This window comes from Nissabacter archeti (genome assembly GCF_018257325.1).
GTDB classification, from domain to species: domain Bacteria; phylum Pseudomonadota; class Gammaproteobacteria; order Enterobacterales; family Enterobacteriaceae; genus Chimaeribacter; species Chimaeribacter arupi.
On record NZ_JAERKB010000007.1, the window covers coordinates 222,106 to 241,278 of the forward strand.

Consider the following 19,173-nt stretch of genomic DNA (forward strand, 5'->3'; position numbering starts at 1 on the left):
CCGCTTTATATAGTGGTTTTCATGCGCCTGCATGAGATACGAAAAAGCCCGCCATTCCTGGCGGACCTCGACGTTTGCGATCCTTTTCGGATCATGCGATTTCATGCAGCATAGTCATGCACTGTCGCGTTCAGGTAGTGAAAGCACCATCTGCAGCGAGTTTGAAACCGGCGGCGCCACTCAATGCAGCCAGCTATCATCTTCCCAGACGGCTTGCAGGATGTTCATGACGTTCTTTTTGTCTTCGTCCTGGCGGATGCCGCTTAGCTCAACGCCATTTGAACTGCCTTTACGAATGCGGACGGCCATTGCCGGATAGTGGGGGCCCAAATTTTTATGCATCTCCGCTTGTAATGCCTCAAGCGTCGCCGGGCTTATCTTTTGTTGCTTGTCGATTAAGATATCTACGCGCATTTGTTCTCTCCCTGTCAGGCGTGCTGGCTGCGTTCTGCAGACCGATCGTATTCATCCAGCCTTTCAATAAGCCGCGTAGTCAGTTCTGCAATCCATGCCACAGCTAACTCTTTATCTTCCCTATCACATTCAGCTTTAGCAACAAGCCGGGCAACCAAATCAATACGTTGCAATTGAACAGATTCAATAAGTAAATCTTGCACTTTCCCCCCTACAATCAATCCACTGTATATATTAACAGTATAACAAGGATCACGAACTGTGAACCAAAATTTAATAATCAGCATCATAAAAAATTAAGATGCTGGCAGACCTGGCTTACTCAGGCGTTCATTTTTTTCTCCTGCAACCTGCAGTTTTCATAAAACAGACGCATATTTGCACCGGCATTAAGGCAACTGCCTCGCCACAGCACGACCATCTCTTCGCCATCCCGTTAAACCCCCTGGCTTTAAGCTCCAGCTCTAACCGTCGGCGCTGTGGCCCCGTACAGTTATTGACAGAACTCCTAGATTTGCGCTGAGCCGCCGTCAACAAACACTTCGCTTCCATTAACGAAACTGCTGTCATCCGATGCCAGGAACAGTGCCGCGGCAGCCACCTCCGCGGGTTCAGCCAGCCGGCCCAGAGGCGTTGTGGATTCAACCGCGCGGATCATTTCACTGTTTAATGTCTCGTCAGGCGAAAGGCCATGCCAGCCCGGTGTTGAGGTTGCGCCCGGCACCAGGATATTGACCCGAATCTTTCTCGGCGCCAGTTCCAGGATCCACGCCCGGGCAAAATTACGCACGGCAGCTTTGCTGGCGCTGTAGACGCTAAATGCCGGCACACCGGTCGTGGCGCTGGTGGAACCGGTCAGTATGACAGAAGCCCCCTCTTTCAGTAGAGGCAGCGCTTTCTGTACGGTAAAAAGCGTGCCTTTAACATTAGTGTCAAAGATTCGGTAGTAATGCGCTTCGGTAATATCTGCCAAAGGGGCGAACTCTCCGCCGCCGGCGTTGGCGAAGAGTACGTCAATATGCCCGGCCTGCCGCTGGACTTCCTGAAACAACGCCTCCACATCCTGCATTTTCGAGATATCACTGGGTATCCCGACCGCATTATGACCTACTTCAAAAACCGCTTTTTCAAGTTCGCCTGCACGGCGCCCCGTCATAAAGAGTTGCGCGCCCTCCGCGGCAAAACGCTTTGCCGATGCCAGTCCAATACCGCTGTTAGCGCCAGTGATGACCACGACTTTTCCTTCCAGCTTGCCCATGTTTTTATCCCGGTTGCGAAGTAGAAGAAGAGAGTAACGCTATACTTTCATATATAATAGTACCTACCAAAAGGTAAGTATGAAGGAAAAGTTATGGAGCCGATCTGCGGCCTTGATGTGGCGTTGCATTATATTGGCGGGAAATGGAAACCTCTGCTGTTGTTCCATTTACAGTTTAGTCCGCGCCGCTTTGGCGAACTCAAGCGCCTGACGGCAGGCATCAGTGAAAAAGTGTTAATTCAGCAACTTAAAGCGCTCACTGAAGATGGCATTCTGATAAGACACGATTTCCAGGAGGTGCCGCCCAGGGTTGAATACAGCATTACTGAGTTTGGACGTACACTGGCGCAGGCGTTACAACCTCTTTGCGAATGGGGAAACGCTAACCGCTCCCGCGTCCAGGCGGGAGAACAGCAGTAAAGGAATGCCTGATAAGCATCCAATGCGTGATGTCTGCCACCCTATTTTTCTCGTTGCGGGTCTGAAAACAGAGGATATCCAATGAAGAGAATTGCGATTGATATGGATGAGGTGATTGCTGACTTTAACAGCAAGATAATCCCGAGCTTTAATAGCCGGTTTGCTCTGCAAATCAGCCTGGCTGACCTGGAGGGGTTAACCATCCAGCAACTCCATCCGGAACTCAGAGAGCAGGTTGAAGAGATGATCGGCGAAGCGGGCTTTTTTGCCGATCTGGATGTCATACCGCACAGCCAGGAGGTCATCAAAAAACTGACCGAAACCTATGAGGTGTTTATCACTACGGCGGCGATGGAATTTCCGCTGTCGTTTAATGCCAAATTCCAGTGGCTGGCCAAACATTTCTCCTTTATCAGCCCGATGAATATCGTCTTCTGTGGTAATAAAAGCATCCTGAACGCAGATTATCTGATTGATGATAATGCGCGCCATTTTGAGCATTTCAGAGGGGAAGGGATCTTATTTTCTGCCCCTCATAACCGGCAGGTCAGCGGTTTTCGGCGGGTAGGCAGCTGGCTGGAGGTTGAGCATCTGTTTTGCTCATAACGGGAGAAACAGGGCCAATGACACGTAAGCCCATGACATGTCAGGCTTAATTTCATCAACCCTCGGTATGCTTATTAACGACCATTCAGGGTGCGCATGGGACGTTATGGCCGTGTGGCACCCTCCAGCAGGCCATTCACCAACAGGGTAAAAACCTGAATCGCTTTAGGTAATGCCTGCTGCGGATCTGCGCTGGCGGCCACCCACTGAGCGGCATTCAGTGCAGCACCATTTAACAGCCAGGCGGTGGCATCAACATCTACCGGTTTGATTAAGCCGCGTTCAATCAGATCTGAAATGCTTTCGCGAGTGGCGTCGAGGCAGTTATTCTGGCTCGGCCATTTTGTCGGATCCCCCAGAAAAGCCGGGCCATCAAGCAGCACGATGCGCCGGACTTCTTCATCCAGGGCCATCTTGATATAGGCTATCCCTTCAGCCAGCAGCTTTTGCTGGTCATCACCGGAATGTGCCGCTGCACGTTTAGCGCTTTGCGCCATTTCAGAGTCTATCTGCGTAACCACCGCAGCAAGCAACCCTTTTTTATCCCCAAAATTATGGTACAGAGCCCCACGGGTCAGCCCGACACTGGCGGTCAAATCATCCATTGATGCGGCTGCAAACCCTTTTTCGGCAAAGGCTTTTCGTGCGGCCGCAATCAACTTGGTGCGGGTTTCTTCCATCGTTTCGGCGCGGCGTTTGGCAGCCATGCGGTCTCCTTGCAGCAGACGCAGCGTAAGTAGTTTGACATACGCCGCGTATGTGTGATTAAGTTTACATACGCCGCGTATATTAATTCATTTGTTTATGCCGCGCATCCGCTGTCGCACAACCGCAAAAAGGAGACGTTATGAACCAGCCGCAACCCGTTTTCCCTGCAAATCGCCATGCTCTCTATGAGAAGCATGGTTATTCTGCCGCGATCCGCTCTGGCGATTTACTGTTTGTTTCCGGACAGGTGGGTAGCCGGGAGGACGGTACACCTGAGCCCGTCTTTGCAACGCAGGTAGAGCGTGCCTTTGATAATCTCAAGGCCACGCTTGCCGCTGCAGGGTGTACGTTTGACGATCTTATCGATGTGACAACCTTTCATACCGATCCGGAGAATCAATTCCCCACCGTTATGCAGGTGAAACAAACCGTTTTCCCCACGCCGCCGTATCCGAACTGGACAGCCGTGGGTGTTAACTGGCTGGCGGGCTTTGATTTTGAGATAAAGGTCATCGCCCGGATCCCTTAACATTATGAATAAAAACATCGCATACAGATATCAGGAGAACCGATATCTGTATGTTTATGTGCAGCCAGGTCAGCAACATCCGCGCCCGGCACAACCCGGCCGTTCGCATACCACCTCCGCAAAAAACCTTTTCCCCCTTGAGATAACAGGCAGTAAGGCACAGGCCACCGCCCTTACCTGCCTCGCTGCCACGGCGGCGGCATCCGCGTGATGGCATGGCAATCGCCTGAGTGATTGAAGCACCCGCCTCAGTTGCCCTGCCCGGCCTCTTCTGCGCGCTGCGCGCAGAGCTGATCACGCATCCACTGGCCTGCCGGGCCGGGTGGGGTCACGCGGCTCCAGACGGCATCCACCGTGATCTGTTGCGGCCAGCCGGGCATCGGCAATGCCTTTAAGACGTTATGGCCAAACTGCTCCACCAGCCAGCGCGGTAAAACCGCCCAGCCAAACCCCTGTTCAGCCATCTCCAGCAATAACAGGTAGGAGGGCGCAGACCAGACGCGCCCGGTGGTTTCCTGGCGGCAGTTATGCAGCCAGGTGTTCAGGCGCAACTGGCGTACCGTTTTCAGCTGTTCCATCTCCACCTGCGGCTGGTGTGCCAGCGGGTGCGACTGATGCAGCCAGACAGCGATTTCCGGCTTTATCTGCAACCTGGCCGTCGCGATATCACCGGGAAGCTGCGCCTGGCTGCGGATCACCCCGAGGTGCGCCCTGCCCTGTTGCAGCAGCGCCAGCACATCTTCATCTTCGGCAATCATGCATTCAAACTCGATGTCCGGGTAACGTTCGGAAAAACGGCGCAGCAGCAGCTCATGGTGATCGGCCTGCCAGAAATCCGAGATCGCCATGCTCAGCCTCGGCTCCACCTGGCCGCCGAGCCGCAGCGCCAGCTCATCCAGCCGCTGCGCCGCCTGAAGGATCTCCTGCGCCTGCGCCAGCACGCGCTGCCCCGACTCGGTGAGCTGCGGTTTCCGGCCTGAGCGGTCAAACAGCAGCACGCCAAGATCGATCTCCAGATTGGCAATCGCGGTGCTGATGGTGGACTGGCTTTTCCCCAACGCCCGCGCCGCTGCGGAAAATGAGCCGCTTTCAGCAGCTTGTACAAATGCGCTTAACGCTTCCGGTGAATACCGCATATCATCTATCGCTTTTTTCGATGGGAACTCATTTTATTCTTGCATAAAAAACGATGAATATAGCCCCCCTGATGAGTGTAAGGAGAGGCTATGCAGTCACGTTCACTGAAAGAGCGGATTTTACACGCGGTGGGATTTGAGGTGACGGCGATTCTTACGGTGTCGCCGCTGGCCGCCTGGGTGATGGATAAACCCCTGTTTGATATGGGGGCGCTGGCGGTGGCGCTCTCCACGGTCGCGATGCTGTGGAATATGGTTTACAACACGCTGTTTGACCGTTTCTTCCCACCGGCCAACAAACGCCGGTTGCTGCTGCGCGCCTGCCACGCGATGGGGTTCGAGGGCGGGTTTATCCTGATCGGCCTGCCGATTGCGGCGTATATGCTGTCGATTTCGTTATGGCAGGCTTTCCTGATTGAAGTCGCCTTTTTCCTGTTCTTCCTGCCCTATACCCTGGCGTGGAACTGGGTGTGGGACGCCCTGCGCGGCAAGTGGATCGCCAAAGAGACCTGCCGGACATAACGGTAAAACAAACCGGCGGGCGGTGATGTTTTCTGCTAATAGATAGTGTCGTTAACCGATAAAACATGCCGTATTTTAGGGAGAGCCCATGACCGTCGCCTGTTTACATACCGCTGCCGGCAATATCGCTGTGTTTGATGAGGCGGCGAATTCGCTTGCCATTCCCGCTACCCGCCTCAGCCATATTGTGGTGCCGCACTGGCTGGAGGAGGCGGAAAAAAGCGGCGGCCTGACGGCAGAACAACGGGCCAGGCTGGCCGGCTTCCTGCAAAACCTGACACCCTTTTTCGATGCCATCCTGATAACCTGCTCCACCCTGGGGCCGGTGGTGGAGGATATCCCCGCCGGCCCCTGCCCGGTGCTCAGAACCGATAAACTGCTGGCAGATACCCTGCACGCCCTGCCGGGAAAATCCGTGGTGCTGTGCGCCGCCCCTTCAACGCTGGCGTCCACCACCGCCCTGTTCTGCCCGCCCGGCCTCGCGCCGGAACAGCAGCCGGAGGTGCACTTGATCGCCGGTGCCTGGGAAGCGTTCAAAGCGGGCCACCACGCGCGTTATCTGTCCCAGATTGCGGAGGCGGCGCAACAGGCTTACCGGCAAGGCGCGGAGCATGTGGCGCTGGCGCAGGTGTCAATGACCCCGGCAGTGCGCAATTTCCCGCCGCCGCGCCGCCCCCTGACCAGCCCCCACCTGGCCCTGCAACACTGTTTCGGCTGCTGACCCCCGCTTACCCCACGGAAAAAAGACAAGGGACGGAAATGTCACTCTGGTTATCACACCCTCTGTTTCTCCCCTCGGCGGTGGTGGGCGTCACCCTGCTGCTGTGGGCGACCTCGCTGCTGCCGGAATTCCTCACCGCGCTGCTGTTTTTCACCGTGGCGATGGCGGCACACATCGCGCCGCCGGAGGTCATTTTCGGTGGCTTCGCCTCCTCGGCGTTCTGGCTGGTGTTCAGCGGCTTTGTGCTGGGCGTGGCGATCCGTAAAACCGGGCTGGCCGACCGGGTGGCGGGCGCACTGTCAGCGGGGCTGACGGGTTCCTGGCTGCGGATGGTGGCGACGGTGGTGTTGCTGAGCTATGCGCTGGCCTTTGTGATGCCGTCCAATATGGGGCGCATCGCGCTGCTGATGCCGGTGGTGGCCGCGATGGGTGCACGCGCCGGTATTCAGGAGGGCACCCGCGCCTGGTATGGGCTGGCGCTGGCGGTGGGGTTCGGCACCTTCCAGCTTTCCGCCACCATTCTGCCCGCCAACGTCCCTAATCTGGTGATGAGCGGCGCGGCAGAGGGGGCATTCGGCCTGCATTTTGGTTACCTCTCTTACCTGCTGCTGCACACGCCGGTGCTCGGCATCCTGAAAGGGCTGGTGCTGATCCTGCTTATTCACCGCCTCTTTCCGGGGCAGCCGCATCCCCCGCGCCATACCGCCGCGCCTGCGCCGATGAGTGGGGCAGAGAAGCGGCTGGCCTGGCTGCTGGCGGCGGTGCTGGGGATGTGGGTCACCGAGGGCTGGCACGGCATCGGCCCGGCCTGGACGGGACTGGCCGCCGCCTGTGTGACGCTGCTGCCGCGGGTGGGGTTTATAACCGGCGAGGAGTTCGCCTCCGGCGTGAACCTGCGAACCTGCATTTATGTGGCGGGCATTCTGGGGCTGGCGGTTACCGTGACACATACCGGCATCGGCACTGCCGTCGGGCAGGCGCTGCTGCACGCCCTGCCGCTGGACCCGGCGCGCCCGTTCACCAGTTTTGTGGCGCTGACCGGCATCACCTCTGCCCTGAACTTCATCATGACCGCCAACGGCGTGCCGGCGCTTTACACCACACTGGCGCAACAGTTCGCGGATGCCACCGGCTTCCCGCTGCTGTCGGTGATCATGATCCAGGTATTGGGCTACTCCACGCCGCTGCTGCCCTATCAGGCCTCGCCGATCGTGGTGGCGATGGCGCTGGGCAAGGTGCCGGTGCGCGCCGGTATGCTGCTGTGCCTCGCGCTGGCGGTGGTCACTTTTCTGGTGTTGCTGCCGCTGGATTACGCCTGGTTCCGCGTATTAGGGAAACTTTAGCGCCGCGTCAGGAAAAGGCGCTGAACAGCGCAAACAGTACCAATGCCAGCCCACCGCCGACATCAATGATTTTTTTCAGGAGGCGGGTGTCCCTGTTTACGGCAGAGCGCAGCAGTACCCGGCTGGCCAGCGTCAGCCAGAGCACCATGATCACGATATGCACGGACGCGAGGATCAGGTAGTGGCTGAACTCGCCCTGTTTCCCGGCGAACTGCGACACCACCGTCAGGTAGAACAGGATGGCTTTGGAGTTCAGCACATTGGCCAGATAAGCCGCTTTCACCGAGACCACCGGGCCGCTGCGCCCAAAGGTGAGCGTTTCCGCGTTAATACCGCTCCAGATCAGTTGCCCGCCCAGCCAGAGCAGGTAGAGCGTGCCGGCGACTTTCAGAAGGCCAAACAACCAGGGCGAGGCGACCAGCAGCGAGGTAATGCCCAGCCCGATAAGCAGCGCATGGGTGTAGATCCCGAGCGCCGTGCCGGTCAGGGTAGAGGCCAGCCCCCGGCGGCCGCCGGAGAGCGCGCTGTTCATGGCGAGGGTGAAACTGGCGCCCGGTGAGAGCACCACCGGCAGGAGAGCGGGGATAAAGCCCGGTAAATTGATGTCCATCAGCACTCTTTTCTCCCTGTTGTTCAGCCCCTTTCAGGCGAAACCGATTTTCACGCCACGTCAACGAGGCGGTTGCAGGGAGTGTTAATGCCGGGCGGCAATCCGTCAACGCAATACCGGGTAAAAAGCCCGGCCTGCGCCCCTCTACACACTGAAATTAAACGCGATGGAGATGCGCGGGCGGGTAGCGGTCACCCGCGTCACGGCATGTTGCAGCCAGGAGGGGAACATCACCAGCGTGCCGCTTTTGGGGGTGATGGCGGTGGTTAACCCGGCACTCAGGCAATCGGCGATGCGCATCCGCAGCTCCGGGTTATACATGGAGGGCAGCACGCCGCGCGGGTCGTGGAACTCCAGTTCGCCGCCGGTCGCTGTCTCTTCCTCTCCGCTGTGGCCGTCATCCACCCAGTAAACGCCAGACCAGAACGCGCCGGGATGGGCGTGCAGCGCATTGGCGTTACCGGCCCGGTTTACGTTGGCCCAGGCGTTGATCTTCCAGTCAAACTCCGGCAGCACCAGCCCCTGTTCCGGGTGCTGCACTGCCGTCAGCTCATACGCCAGCGCGCGGGCAAACGCCGTCAACGCCCTGGCGCCCATGCCCGGCCACTCGGTGAAATCAGCAGCCGATTGCCAGCCCCCGACATTGCTGTGCCGCACGCCAAGGTTGTCCTCAGCCTGCCGCTGGGCAATCTCCGCTTTCAGTGCCTCATTAAGCGCCTCCGCCGCCGGGTGCTCGACCAGCGCCAGCGGCGTCACGAACAGGCGTTGGATGCGGATATCCTGCGGGTTCAGCAGGTTAGGGACAGCGGACTCGGGCACAGAGGACATGGGTACAGCTCCAGGCTAAGGAAGATGACAGCGGCCGCAGGCGCGGCATATTAGGAATAATCTTAGGGAGAATACCAGACTCTTTTTCGCAAATCTTTGATTTATCAACATGCACCGGGCGTGCCCCATGCAGAGGCAGCGCCCGGTAGACAGGAGGGAGAAAATCAGGGCCGGGCACTGACCCGGCGGCGGCGGGAGAGCACATACCCGGCGACGGCGCAGGCGGCAATTCCCCAGGGGATCAGCTCTATTTGCGGGGCGTCACTGCCGCTGAGCAGTGGCAGGTTAATGACCATCATAATGAGGGTGGCGGACATCCCGAGCAGCGCGAGCAGCGGCGCCCAGAAGGTGCGCCATGCACCGCCGCCCGGCGCGTGGGTACGCCGGAAGAACACCATCACCGCAGCCGAGACGCCGACCTGAAGCACCATGATGCACAAGGTGGCGATCGCCGAGCCAAAGGCGAAAATGTGCACCATCGGGTCCAGATTGGCGCTGCCCATGCCTGCCAGCAGCAACAGCAGCAGCACGCTGTGCAGGTGACTGGCGTTATGCGGTGTGCCGTTGGCCGGGTGGGTGCGGCACAGCTCTTTCCAGATCAGGCCGTCGCGGCTGATGCTGAAGATATAGCGGGAAATATTGTTATGGAAAGCCAGCGCCGCAGCGAACAGGCTGGTGATCAGCAGCACCGACATGGTGTCCACCGCCCACTGGCCGACATACCGGCGGGTAATGTCGAACACTAAATTGCCGGGGTCGCGGCGGGCGATCGCCACCAGTTCGTCAAAACCGTACGCCTGCACCAGTGCCCAACTGGTAAAGCAGAAAAACGCCGTGATCAGTAACAGCGCACAGACCGTGGCGCGCGGCACCGTTTTCTGCGGTTCGCGGCACTCTTCGGCATAGATCGCCGTGGACTCAAACCCGATAAAGGCGGCAATGGCAAAGATAAAGGCGATCCCGATATTGCCCTGCAGGAACACCGACGGCTCAAAGGAGGCGAACGTCAGCGGCCCGCTCTTGTTGACCAGCAGCATGACGTCAGTCAGCAGCACAATCGCCACTTCCGCCAGCATCAGCACGCCCAACAGCTTCCCGCCGACCTCCACGCGCTTGATCCCCAGCACCCAGGCGATCACCACACACAGCATACTCAGCGCCCACCAGGGCACCTGCACGCCCAGGTGTTCGGCCAGAAACAGCGCGCTGAAGAAGCCCAGCATCGCCACCACCGCCGTCTGGATGGCGCAGTATGCCAGCAGCGCCAGCACCGATGCCGGGCCGCCCCAGTGCTCGCCCAGGCCGGTGGCGATATAGGTGTAAAACGCCCCGGCGCTTTTTACATGGCGGCTCATGGCGATGTAGCCCACCGAGAACAGCATCAGGATCAGGCAGGCCGCGATATACACCACCGGGATGCCCGCGCCGTTGCCGGTAAATATTGCCACCGGCAGGCCGCCGACCACCCCGGTCAGGGGCGAGGCTGCGGCCACCACAAAGAAGACCAGAGAGAAGAGGCCGAGCGTGTTTTTGCGTAAACCGCCGCTGGCCTGCGCGTCGCCGGTGATGCCCGGCTCCGCTGTTTTCGCTACATCAAGTGAATTGCTCATCGCCGGTGCCTTTCCTGTCAGTGAGAAGTTACTCAGGCATTGGGTTCCTGAGGCAGGTGACTCACCGGAATCATTCATCAGCGTTGACGGCCGGGATAGAAAAAATCGGACAGCGCCGGGGTGCAGCCGCCGCACCCTTTCAGGGCATCAGTGGTAGCAGAGGCGCTCCCGGTATGCCTCAAGCAGGATGCGGCGCTGGTAGTCCAGCGGCGTGGTGCTGACGAGCTTTTTGAACTCCCGCAGGAAGTGCGACTGGTCACTGAAGCCCAGATCCAGCGCCAGATCGGAGCAGGCCGGTGCCGCCGGCTGGTGGAGGCAACTCAGCGCGGACTGGCAGCGGATAATGCGGCTGAACGCTTTGGGTGACAGGCCGGTGTCCTGCCGGAACTGGCGCTGGAGGGTACGGCAGGTGTACCCGGTCAGCGCCGCCAGTTGCTCAACCCGGATGTTACCCCGCTGCCCGCGGATGGCGCGCAGGCTCTGCGAGGTCACGGCGGAGGCGCGGCGGGTCAGCCGCCGGGTGAAATAGTGGTTAAACAGCGCAACCTGCTGTGAAAACAGCGGGTTTTCCACAATGCGTTCAAAAGCCGGGCGCGCGCCGGGGGTCACCTCCAGGAAGCCAAATTCCCGGTCGGTCAGCTCTTCCGCCATCATGTCCAGGAAATCGGGCATCACGCCGGGCGCAAAGCGCACGCCAAAATAGTGATGCCCCGCTTTCAGCTCGGCGCTGCGCGCCTCAAGCGTGGTGCCGCACACCCTGGCCATCGGCCGGGTGTCGTCACAGTCAAACAGGATGTCCACACAGCCGTCCGGGACAGCCAGCGTCATGCCGGCCGCTGAGGCCCGGTCAAACCGGTAGAAATGGGAGATCGCCGGGTTCTCAGACCCCATGACGGCATAGTGTCCGGCAGCACTGAGCACAAACCAGGGCTGCTCAGGGTGGATAGCGGTATCGCGGCGGAGTGGCAGGGCATCTGGCATCGTCTGGTTCTCGGGTAGCGGGAAGATAGCCATATGCCATGCAAGCCGGATGCCAGCCGCCGCGCCCTGCGTTGTCGCAAATCTTCAATACAGCCGCCCGCCGCCCGCGTTATTCATAACCCCGTTCACCGCGCTGACCGGGCGCATTCCACTGAAACAGGGGTAACGGGATGACAGATTCGACGCACATTGATTTTATCTACCTTTCTGAACCGGACATGATCCGCGCCGGGGTCACGGATATGGCAGCCTGCGTGGATACCATGGAAGAGATGTTCGGCCTGCTCTACCACGGGGATTACCGCATGGCCGGGCCGAATAACGACTCACACGGGGCAATGGTGACGTTTCCTGAGCACTCGCCGTTTCCCGCCATGCCGAAACCCACTGCCGACCGCCGGCTGATGGCGATGCCCGCCTACCTCGGCGGCAATTTCTGTACTGCCGGGGTGAAATGGTACGGCTCGAATATTGCGAACCGGCAGAAAGGGCTGCCGCGCTCCATCCTGATGTTCACCCTCAGTGACGCTGACACCGGCGCACCGCTGGCGTTTATGTCCGCCAACCTGCTTTCCGCCTACCGCACCGGCGCGGTGCCGGGGGTGGGCGCACGCCACCTGGCGCGCCGCGATGCCGGCGTCATCGGCCTGCTGGGGCCGGGTGTGATGGGGAAAACCGCCGTCGCGGCGTTTATGGCGGTCTGCCCGCAGATCCATACCCTCCAGGTGAAAGGGCGCAGCCGCAAAAGCCTGGATGATTTCCTCTCCTGGGTCAGCCAGACCTACCCGCAGATCACCCAGGTACGGGTGGTGGATACGCTGGAAGAGGTGGTGCGCGGGGCGGACATCGTCACCTATTGCAGCTCAGGTGAAGTCGGTGATCCGGCCACCTACCCGCTGGTAAAACGCGAGTGGGTGAAACCGGGTGCCTTTCTTGCCATGCCGGCCCTGTGCAACATCGATGAAGGCATGGAGCAGCCCGACGTACGCAAGGTGCTGGACAACACCGGCTTGTACCAGGCCTGGTATGACGAAGTGCCGAAGCCGGCACACCACACCATTCCGGTCATCGGCGTGCGGTTTATGGACATGCTGGCCGAAGGGAAAATCACCCGCGACCAGCTGGAGGATATCGGCAAAATCGTCGCCGGTGATGCGCCGGGCCGCCTGAACGATGACGAAATCATCCTGATGTCGGTGGGCGGTATGCCGGTGGAGGATGTGGCCTGGGGCACGGTGGTCTACCGCAACGCCCGGAAACAGGGCATCGGCGTCACCCTTAATTTGTGGGAATCCCCGGCGCTGAGCTGAAAGGGCAACCCTGCTGATATCACCTCCGGCAGTGCGCGGCGCTGCCCTTTTTACCTGATGGAAAACACCATGACCAAGATTGTTAAAGTCACGACCGGCTCTGTTTTCGAGCAAAAGGCCAGCTATTCACGCCTGGTGGCCGTCGATAACTGGATTTATGTTTCCAACACCGCCGGGCGCAACCCCCTCACCCAGATTATTCCGGAGGCCGTTACCGACCAGACCCACCAGGTGTTTGCCAATATCGAGGCAGCACTGGCGGCGGTGGATGCCACGCTGGCCGATGTCATCGCTTCGCGGGTCTTTATCCAGGACCCGGCCGACGTCCCGGTGGTGATGGCGATCATCGGCGACAAGTTCCACGGCATTAACCCTGCCTCCACCGTGACCTGCCCGCCGCTGGGGTCAACGGTCTACAAAGTGGAGATTGAAGTCACGGCTTACCGCGGTGCCTCACGCGCCGCCGTCGAGGCGGTCACCGTCACCCTGTAGCCCTTAACCCGTTCCTGAGTGAGGTATGTTATGGCACCCGCAATCACGCCGGTTCGCACCGCCACCGGCTTTCCCTCTGCCACCCATGTTGTCGTGATTGGCGGCGGCATCGTGGGCCTGACCGCCGCGCTGACGCTGGCTGAACGCAACATTCCGGTGGTGGTGCTGGAAAAAGGCCGCCTGGCGGGGGAGCAGTCATCACGCAACCTTGGCTGGGTGCGTAAAACCAGCCGCCACGCCGGGGACATTCCCCTGGCGTTGGCCGCTGACCGGCTCTGGGCCGCCCTGCCGGCACGCGTGGGCCGCGATGTGGGTTACCGGCAGGCCGGGATCATGTTTGTGGCCCGCACCGGGGCGCAGATGGCGATGCATGAGCACTGGCTGGAATCGGTCAGCCCTCTTTCGCTCGACTCACGCCTGCTGAGCCGGGCGGAGATCGCCGCCCATGTGCCTGGTGGGCGCGGGCAATGGGCCGGTGGGATCTACACCGCCAGTGACGGGCGCGCGGAGCCGTCGCTGGCGGCCAGCGCGATTGCGGCGGCGGCCATCGCCAAAGGGGCGGTGATTGTGGAGAACTGCGCTGTACGCAGCCTCGTCACCTCAGGCGGGAAAGTCAGCGGCGTGGTCACGGAACAGGGGGAGCTCCGCTGTGAGCAGGTGTTGCTGGCGGGCGGGCTGTGGTCGCGGCGTTTTCTCGGCAACCTCGGCATTTCCCTGCCGACGCTGCCGTTGATCTGCTCCGTGCTGCGTACCGCGCCCATGACGGGGCCGACTGAGATTGCCGTGGGTGCGCCGGATTTTTCGTTCCGCAAACACAAAGATGGCGGCTTTATCATTACCCAGCGGGGCGCGCTTGATGCCTCCCTGACGCTGGATCATCTGCTGCTGGGGCCGCGTTACCTGCCGCAGCTCCGTACCCAGCGGGATTTTCTGCGTATCTCACTGGGGAAAGCGTTCCTGAAAGATCTGGCCCTGCCGCGCCGTTGGGGCACGAAAAAAACCTCACCGTTTGAACGTGTCCGTACCCTGGATCCGCAGGCCAACCCGGTATTGAACACGGAAGCGATGACCAACCTCCGGGCGGCCTGGCCGGCATTTGAGCAGGCGAAAATTGAAGAAACCTGGGCCGGGGTAATCGATGTCACACCGGATTCGAACCCGGTGATCGGGCCGGTGGCCGCCCTGCCCGGCCTGACGCTCGCGACCGGCTTCTCGGGGCACGGCTTCGGCACATCCCCTGCTGCCGGGCAACTGGCGGCGGATTTGGTGTCCGGCCATCCGCCACTTATCGATCCGTCGCTGTACCGGTTTGACCGCTTTTAAAAGCGCTTCGGGCCTGGTGCTGATGCTCAGTATTCAGATGAAACGGCCTGCGAATTACATTACGTTTCAGGGAGAATATTTCACAAGGAGCGGAAAGCATGGCGTCAAAACGGCTGTTTATTGTGCACGGTTTTATGGCAGGCCCCGATCATCACTGGTTTGGCTGGCTCAAAAAAGAGGCTGAATTACTGGGGATGACGGCTCACATCCCGGCGATGCCTGACCCGATGGCACCGGATGAAACCGCATGGCTTTCTGCCTTGCAGGCCGCAGTGGGGGAGCCGGATGGCGACACCTGGTTCGTGGGGCACAGCCTCGGTTGCATCACCATCCTGCGCTACCTGGACCAACAACCGCCCGGACGCCCTGCCGGGGGTGTGATTATGGTGTCTGGGTTCAGTGACGCGGTGCCTGCCCTGCCGGAACTGGAGGCGTTTACCCGCGCGCCTCTCGACGCCGCACAGCTCATCCGGCATATTCCCCAGCGGATAGTGGTGGCCTCATTGAACGATGAGATTGTGCCGCCGGCGCTGACGTTGCGCCTCAGCCAGCAGCTCAATGCCCCGTTCTATGGCTTACCGGAAAGCGGGCATTTTCTTGACCGGGACGGCTTTAGTGAATTGCCGCTGGTGGCCGGATTATTACGCCGGTTGACGGCCGGTTAACGTCAGCCCTGACACCTGAAAAGATACTGTTTATTTCAAACAGTTATCAACATGATTGCGTTAATTTCACCTAAAAACCCTAATTATCCCCTTTAGGGGATAAGTGTTGTTTTATCCTCTCTGGCGGATAAAGCTGGCCGCGCAAACCGATGCGGTGATTGCCCGTGCAGAACGCCATCTGCCCAACGGTTTCCCGGTATTCATCAGCGATCCGGTTTCTAGCAGCCTGCAAAAACAAGCCCGGAAGATCCTCTGGTGCGATCCTGTCTGGCTTATCAGCAGGATCCAGCATGGAAAACAGATCGGGGAAAGCCGGATGTTATCAGCATGTTATTAGTGGCTAAAACGCCGCAGAACGTGTTTTACGGCGTTCTGTGAGACGATCCAAGGATGGATCGAAAAGGATCGTCTCGCCGCTCTGCGTGCGTTCCAGCGCGTTTTAGGCGGCTTTTTTGCGGGTACTGCGCTTTTTAATCTCTGCCTGTAACAATTTGATGTTGGCCGCATCACCGATGATCGTGTACCAGTCCAGCCATTTCCGCAGGTCAGCCAGGGTAATTTTCTCAGAAGCATCAAACGCTTCCAGTTTCTGGCGGTACTCTTTCATCAGGCTGATGCACCGGCGTGCCCATTTTCCTTCCAGATCCGATCCGGCCACCGCGTGGGGCCGGCGGGGCAAACGCGGACGCAGAGGTTTTGCCGCGCGCTGGCCTGATTCGATCACGTAGAAAAATTTGATCGCAGTGACGGATCGTCCCACTTTGACCGGCTGCCAGCTCACGGAAATATCGGTATTGGCATTGATCCGTTCGATGGCGGGAACCAGCACGTCACGCTTGAAGAAGCGGTATTCCTCGTACTTACCCACCAGCCCTGTGCGCTCTTTCATCCAGTCGATCTCGAAAGGATCGGTTTCGATGATCCCATTCTGCCGGGAATTGCGCGCCAGGTTGCGGAACTTCACCAGCCAGCTGTAGAGCCGGAAAGCGAAAGGCGTATCCAGGCGGGACACATGCTCAAAATCGACCTGAGTAAATTCTTTTTTCAGATCATAAAGATAGGGAACAACGTCCGGGGAGAAACGGATGGTGACGTCCGCGGTATTGTCTGAGGCATCGTAACGAATCGAAGAAAACCAAAAGCGTTTGACCTTGTCCAGGCGCTTTTTCTTCTCATCCCACTCGTAGGTGATGATCGGTTTGCTGCCCAGTGAATCAGCCGCCTTCTTGAGCTGCTGATGCGTATGCGAAGGGTGGACACCAAACATCTTTTCAAAATCAGCAGGATAGAGAGTGTAGAGACCATCCGGCTGTACTTTTTTGCTGTCAATCTGGACCAGGGCTAAGTAGAGCAGACGCATCTCATCGAGCGTGGCGCTGTAGGCACCTTCAAGTAACTTGTTATCCTGCGTAACATACAGTTTTTTAACGTCCAGCTTAGCCATGTGCTTTCCGACAGGTGATATTTTAGCAAAATATATCACCTTAAAAACCGAGTTATCAACAGATCCTGAGATCACGTTTAGCCGCAAATCTTATCACGTCAGACCGCAAATCTTATCACGTCAGACCGCAAATCCTATCACGTTAAGCCGCAAATCTTATCACGTATGACTTTGTAACCCGTTGAAGAAGATAGAGAAAAACACCCCTAGAAACAAGAAACATAGAAACATAGAAACAAAGAAAAAAACAAACTAACGCAGCTTCGCTTTGTTTTTTAAGATCTGAATAATGTGAAATCAATCAACTTCAGCATAATTGCAAAACAGGGCTATTCAACAAGAAGTAATACGCTATTTTATTGTTTTGTAATAAATAATATGGAAACTAAGACCGCAAATCTTATCACGTTTGGCGATCAGCCCACGGGATCCTCCTGCACAACCGGATCGCCGTTGCAGGATCGCGACTCATCACCCAGCGAAATAGGTTTCCCTTTCTCATGAACCGCAAAACGTATCACGTATGGATTTTCCTTTGCCTGAAAGCGCCCTGATGAACCGCAAAAGTTATCACGTTTCACCTGGCTGGGGTATTAAGATAAGATACTGATAATTAAGTATTTTAACTCAAAAGGTAAACGCTCCCGAAAACATATCACGTTTGGAAGCCCGATCGCAGTCTGGCGTGAAATGAGTGAGAAATCCCACCGCAAATCTTATCACCTTAAGATAAAAAGCAGTGCCAAATGGATACTCTTTTAGTACTAAAAACACCCGCAAAAGGCGTGATTTTGATGCCTTTTTGATACTGACTGAGAAAAACGGCGACAACACGATGCCGGGCCGGATGAAAAGGGGTAAGGAAACATCGCCACAAGGGCAGAAAAAAGTGCGGTTTGCCGGAATTACGGCCGGTCTGGCAGCACCGGAACGCCACCCATTCCTGCACTTTATCTCTATGGCAATTTTCAAGTGCAGCCCACTCAATATCACGCTTCCTTGATCTGCCTCATCTCCCCAGCATTTTATAAAATGCCGGATTCTCAACCTGTTAAGACACACGTTCCGCACCGCAAATCTTATCACGTTTATACCGCCTCAACGCCGTAATTCTGGTGCTGTTTTGATGCCTAAACAGTGTGTTTAATACACTTAAAACATTCCCTTTTAGTACCAAAAAAGCACCGCAATTTTTATCACGTTTCCCTGGATGACGTTCTGATTCTGCGCTGCGACCGGGAAATCTTCGCTATACCTATCTTCACGACATATAAAAGAAGGAAAGCAAGAATCATGTCCGCATTCAACGAACTGCCCGGCTATACAGACGGCGCAGAGGTGATCCGGGTTGAGAGCCGGGAAACACAGATTGATGCCATCAGCCATGTTATCTACTCACAGGTCAAAAGCGTGGCAGAAATCCGGCAGCTGAGAATGTCACTGCTTATCCCGCGCAGTGAGCAGAAAAAACCGGCCATCCTCTATTTTCCGGGTGGGGGCTTTATGTCCGCCCACCATGAAAAATATATCGGTATGCGGTATGCACTGGCGAAAGCCGGGTTTGTGGTGGCGGCCGTGGAATACCGGGTGATACCGAACCCCTACCCTTCCTTAATAGAAGACGGCAAAGCAGCCGTGCGGTTTCTGCGGGAACATGCTGAAGAGTACGGCATTGATAGCGCCCGCATCGGCGTGGTGGGAGATTCCGCCGGGGGCTATATGGCACAAATGATGGCCATGACCAACGGGCAGCGCACCTTTGATAAAGGACGTTACTTACAGCACGCGTCAGATGTCCAGGCCGCCGCCACGCTGTACGGCATTTCCAACCTGCTTAATATTACTGAAGGGTTTTCTCCCGAAGCGCAGGCCATCCAGCGTTCGCCGGCCATCACCCAGGCACTGTTAATCAACGGCGTGGCATTCAAAGAACATGGGGGCGCGCCAATCACGGCTGATCCGGCCAGGGCGCTGGCGGCCAGCCCGATGGGTCACCTTGAGGGGCCAAAGCCACCTTTCCTTATTATGCACGGCAGCGCAGACACGCTGGTTTCGCCGGTGCAAAGCCAACAGCTGTACGAGGCGCTGAAAGCGCGCGGCAATCAGGCTGAGTATGTGATCATTGACGGCGCGGAACATGCAGACCTGCACTGGTTCCAGCCGGCGGTAATTGACCGGGTGGTGAGCTGGTTCTGCCAGGCGCTGGATCACCCGGCTCCCTGAGGCGGCGGGCGGGCATGGCCGGCTTTGCTT

At 57.9% G+C, this 19,173-nt stretch carries 22 protein-coding genes; 12 read left to right on the forward strand and 10 right to left on the reverse strand.

Annotation, left to right across the window (positions count from 1 at the left end):
* Positions 1 to 180: 180 nt before the first annotated feature.
* From JK232_RS11430 to JK232_RS11440, 3 genes are all read right to left on the reverse strand, one after another.
* Positions 181 to 414, reverse strand: coding sequence for a DinI-like family protein (locus tag JK232_RS11430; RefSeq protein ID WP_101854575.1), 234 nt, complete (start codon positions 412 to 414; stop codon positions 181 to 183).
* 14 nt (positions 415 to 428) lie between these two features.
* Entirely contained in the window at positions 429 to 704 is a 276-nt protein-coding gene (locus tag JK232_RS11435) for a levan regulatory domain protein (protein WP_246538482.1), read from the reverse strand.
* 218 nt (positions 705 to 922) lie between these two features.
* On the reverse strand, positions 923 to 1,672 hold the full coding sequence (locus tag JK232_RS11440; protein WP_072929463.1) for an SDR family NAD(P)-dependent oxidoreductase: 750 nt from the start codon (positions 1,670 to 1,672) through the stop codon (positions 923 to 925).
* A gap of 93 nt (positions 1,673 to 1,765) precedes the next feature.
* Between JK232_RS11440 and JK232_RS11445 the strand changes: the two genes are divergently transcribed.
* Together JK232_RS11445 and JK232_RS11450 are read left to right on the forward strand one after the other, a co-directional pair.
* Positions 1,766 to 2,092, forward strand: a complete 327-nt coding sequence (locus tag JK232_RS11445) for a winged helix-turn-helix transcriptional regulator (protein ID WP_212589212.1) — start codon at positions 1,766 to 1,768, stop codon at positions 2,090 to 2,092.
* Between the two features lie 81 nt (positions 2,093 to 2,173).
* Positions 2,174 to 2,698, forward strand: coding sequence for a 5' nucleotidase, NT5C type (locus tag JK232_RS11450; RefSeq protein ID WP_072929467.1), 525 nt, complete (start codon positions 2,174 to 2,176; stop codon positions 2,696 to 2,698).
* A gap of 104 nt (positions 2,699 to 2,802) precedes the next feature.
* Here JK232_RS11450 and JK232_RS11455 read toward each other — a convergent pair whose 3' ends face one another.
* Entirely contained in the window at positions 2,803 to 3,405 is a 603-nt protein-coding gene (locus tag JK232_RS11455; RefSeq protein ID WP_072929469.1) for a TetR/AcrR family transcriptional regulator, read from the reverse strand.
* 140 nt (positions 3,406 to 3,545) lie between these two features.
* Between JK232_RS11455 and JK232_RS11460 the strand changes: the two genes are divergently transcribed.
* Positions 3,546 to 3,935 carry a RidA family protein gene (locus JK232_RS11460; RefSeq protein WP_072929471.1) on the forward strand — a complete coding sequence of 130 codons (390 nt, stop codon included), beginning with the start codon at positions 3,546 to 3,548 and terminating at the stop codon, positions 3,933 to 3,935.
* A 248-nt stretch (positions 3,936 to 4,183) separates the two neighbouring features.
* On the opposite strand, the gene JK232_RS11465 is transcribed toward JK232_RS11460, so the two are convergent.
* Positions 4,184 to 5,071, reverse strand: coding sequence for a LysR family transcriptional regulator (locus JK232_RS11465; RefSeq protein ID WP_072929473.1), 888 nt, complete (start codon positions 5,069 to 5,071; stop codon positions 4,184 to 4,186).
* Positions 5,072 to 5,161: 90 nt separating this feature from the next.
* Between JK232_RS11465 and JK232_RS11470 the strand changes: the two genes are divergently transcribed.
* The 3 genes from JK232_RS11470 to JK232_RS11480 all read left to right on the forward strand — a co-directional run bounded on the left by JK232_RS11470 (position 5,162) and on the right by JK232_RS11480 (position 7,657).
* Positions 5,162 to 5,593 (forward strand): multidrug/biocide efflux PACE transporter, encoded by a 432-nt coding sequence (locus JK232_RS11470; protein WP_212589213.1) that lies wholly within the window; start codon positions 5,162 to 5,164, stop codon positions 5,591 to 5,593.
* 88 nt (positions 5,594 to 5,681) lie between these two features.
* The gene (locus tag JK232_RS11475) at positions 5,682 to 6,314 is read left to right on the forward strand and encodes an aspartate/glutamate racemase family protein (protein ID WP_212589214.1); all 633 of its coding nucleotides are present in this window, start codon (positions 5,682 to 5,684) and stop codon (positions 6,312 to 6,314) included.
* A gap of 38 nt (positions 6,315 to 6,352) precedes the next feature.
* On the forward strand, positions 6,353 to 7,657 hold the full coding sequence (locus JK232_RS11480; RefSeq protein WP_101828112.1) for an SLC13 family permease: 1,305 nt from the start codon (positions 6,353 to 6,355) through the stop codon (positions 7,655 to 7,657).
* Positions 7,658 to 7,664: 7 nt separating this feature from the next.
* Here JK232_RS11480 and JK232_RS11485 read toward each other — a convergent pair whose 3' ends face one another.
* From JK232_RS11485 to JK232_RS11500, 4 genes are all read right to left on the reverse strand, one after another.
* On the reverse strand, positions 7,665 to 8,267 hold the full coding sequence (locus JK232_RS11485) for a LysE family translocator (RefSeq protein WP_212589215.1): 603 nt from the start codon (positions 8,265 to 8,267) through the stop codon (positions 7,665 to 7,667).
* Positions 8,268 to 8,411: 144 nt separating this feature from the next.
* Complete coding sequence (locus tag JK232_RS11490; RefSeq protein WP_072929481.1) at positions 8,412 to 9,095, reverse strand: TIGR02466 family protein; 684 nt, start codon at positions 9,093 to 9,095, stop codon at positions 8,412 to 8,414.
* Between the two features lie 164 nt (positions 9,096 to 9,259).
* Entirely contained in the window at positions 9,260 to 10,705 is a 1,446-nt protein-coding gene (locus JK232_RS11495; protein ID WP_212589216.1) for an APC family permease, read from the reverse strand.
* Positions 10,706 to 10,852: 147 nt separating this feature from the next.
* On the reverse strand, positions 10,853 to 11,686 hold the full coding sequence (locus tag JK232_RS11500; RefSeq protein ID WP_212589217.1) for a helix-turn-helix domain-containing protein: 834 nt from the start codon (positions 11,684 to 11,686) through the stop codon (positions 10,853 to 10,855).
* A 170-nt stretch (positions 11,687 to 11,856) separates the two neighbouring features.
* Here JK232_RS11500 and JK232_RS11505 point away from each other — a divergent pair, with 170 nt between their 5' ends.
* From JK232_RS11505 to JK232_RS11520, 4 genes are all read left to right on the forward strand, one after another.
* Entirely contained in the window at positions 11,857 to 12,996 is a 1,140-nt protein-coding gene (locus tag JK232_RS11505; protein WP_101828109.1) for an ornithine cyclodeaminase family protein, read from the forward strand.
* Positions 12,997 to 13,065: 69 nt separating this feature from the next.
* A complete protein-coding gene (locus JK232_RS11510) occupies positions 13,066 to 13,488 on the forward strand; it encodes a Rid family hydrolase (RefSeq protein ID WP_212589218.1) in 423 nt (140 codons plus the stop codon).
* Between the two features lie 30 nt (positions 13,489 to 13,518).
* A complete protein-coding gene (locus tag JK232_RS11515) occupies positions 13,519 to 14,811 on the forward strand; it encodes an NAD(P)/FAD-dependent oxidoreductase (protein ID WP_212589219.1) in 1,293 nt (430 codons plus the stop codon).
* 98 nt (positions 14,812 to 14,909) lie between these two features.
* On the forward strand, positions 14,910 to 15,476 hold the full coding sequence (locus tag JK232_RS11520) for an RBBP9/YdeN family alpha/beta hydrolase (protein ID WP_212589220.1): 567 nt from the start codon (positions 14,910 to 14,912) through the stop codon (positions 15,474 to 15,476).
* 439 nt (positions 15,477 to 15,915) lie between these two features.
* On the opposite strand, the gene JK232_RS11525 is transcribed toward JK232_RS11520, so the two are convergent.
* Positions 15,916 to 16,920 carry a replication initiation protein gene (locus tag JK232_RS11525; protein ID WP_079205259.1) on the reverse strand — a complete coding sequence of 335 codons (1,005 nt, stop codon included), beginning with the start codon at positions 16,918 to 16,920 and terminating at the stop codon, positions 15,916 to 15,918.
* A gap of 739 nt (positions 16,921 to 17,659) precedes the next feature.
* Between JK232_RS11525 and JK232_RS11530 the strand changes: the two genes are divergently transcribed.
* Together JK232_RS11530 and JK232_RS11535 are read left to right on the forward strand one after the other, a co-directional pair.
* On the forward strand, positions 17,660 to 17,923 hold the full coding sequence (locus JK232_RS11530) for a hypothetical protein (RefSeq protein WP_139300301.1): 264 nt from the start codon (positions 17,660 to 17,662) through the stop codon (positions 17,921 to 17,923).
* A gap of 290 nt (positions 17,924 to 18,213) precedes the next feature.
* The gene (locus JK232_RS11535; protein WP_212589221.1) at positions 18,214 to 19,143 is read left to right on the forward strand and encodes an alpha/beta hydrolase; all 930 of its coding nucleotides are present in this window, start codon (positions 18,214 to 18,216) and stop codon (positions 19,141 to 19,143) included.
* Positions 19,144 to 19,173: the final 30 nt, after the last annotated feature.

Bases quoted from the DNA above. Each gene is read 5' to 3' on its own strand.
- JK232_RS11430 (WP_101854575.1), bottom strand. From the start codon at position 414: ATGCGCGTAGATATCTTAATCGACAAGCAACAAAAGATAAGCCCGGCG.
- JK232_RS11435 (WP_246538482.1), bottom strand. From the start codon at position 704: ATGATGCTGATTATTAAATTTTGGTTCACAGTTCGTGATCCTTGTTAT.
- JK232_RS11440 (WP_072929463.1), bottom strand. From the start codon at position 1,672: ATGGGCAAGCTGGAAGGAAAAGTCGTGGTCATCACTGGCGCTAACAGC.
- JK232_RS11445 (WP_212589212.1), top strand. From the start codon at position 1,766: ATGGAGCCGATCTGCGGCCTTGATGTGGCGTTGCATTATATTGGCGGG.
- JK232_RS11450 (WP_072929467.1), top strand. From the start codon at position 2,174: ATGAAGAGAATTGCGATTGATATGGATGAGGTGATTGCTGACTTTAAC.
- JK232_RS11455 (WP_072929469.1), bottom strand. From the start codon at position 3,405: ATGGCTGCCAAACGCCGCGCCGAAACGATGGAAGAAACCCGCACCAAG.
- JK232_RS11460 (WP_072929471.1), top strand. From the start codon at position 3,546: ATGAACCAGCCGCAACCCGTTTTCCCTGCAAATCGCCATGCTCTCTAT.
- JK232_RS11465 (WP_072929473.1), bottom strand. From the start codon at position 5,071: ATGCGGTATTCACCGGAAGCGTTAAGCGCATTTGTACAAGCTGCTGAA.
- JK232_RS11470 (WP_212589213.1), top strand. From the start codon at position 5,162: ATGCAGTCACGTTCACTGAAAGAGCGGATTTTACACGCGGTGGGATTT.
- JK232_RS11475 (WP_212589214.1), top strand. From the start codon at position 5,682: ATGACCGTCGCCTGTTTACATACCGCTGCCGGCAATATCGCTGTGTTT.
- JK232_RS11480 (WP_101828112.1), top strand. From the start codon at position 6,353: ATGTCACTCTGGTTATCACACCCTCTGTTTCTCCCCTCGGCGGTGGTG.
- JK232_RS11485 (WP_212589215.1), bottom strand. From the start codon at position 8,267: ATGGACATCAATTTACCGGGCTTTATCCCCGCTCTCCTGCCGGTGGTG.
- JK232_RS11490 (WP_072929481.1), bottom strand. From the start codon at position 9,095: ATGTCCTCTGTGCCCGAGTCCGCTGTCCCTAACCTGCTGAACCCGCAG.
- JK232_RS11495 (WP_212589216.1), bottom strand. From the start codon at position 10,705: ATGAGCAATTCACTTGATGTAGCGAAAACAGCGGAGCCGGGCATCACC.
- JK232_RS11500 (WP_212589217.1), bottom strand. From the start codon at position 11,686: ATGCCAGATGCCCTGCCACTCCGCCGCGATACCGCTATCCACCCTGAG.
- JK232_RS11505 (WP_101828109.1), top strand. From the start codon at position 11,857: ATGACAGATTCGACGCACATTGATTTTATCTACCTTTCTGAACCGGAC.
- JK232_RS11510 (WP_212589218.1), top strand. From the start codon at position 13,066: ATGACCAAGATTGTTAAAGTCACGACCGGCTCTGTTTTCGAGCAAAAG.
- JK232_RS11515 (WP_212589219.1), top strand. From the start codon at position 13,519: ATGGCACCCGCAATCACGCCGGTTCGCACCGCCACCGGCTTTCCCTCT.
- JK232_RS11520 (WP_212589220.1), top strand. From the start codon at position 14,910: ATGGCGTCAAAACGGCTGTTTATTGTGCACGGTTTTATGGCAGGCCCC.
- JK232_RS11525 (WP_079205259.1), bottom strand. From the start codon at position 16,920: ATGGCTAAGCTGGACGTTAAAAAACTGTATGTTACGCAGGATAACAAG.
- JK232_RS11535 (WP_212589221.1), top strand. From the start codon at position 18,214: ATGTCCGCATTCAACGAACTGCCCGGCTATACAGACGGCGCAGAGGTG.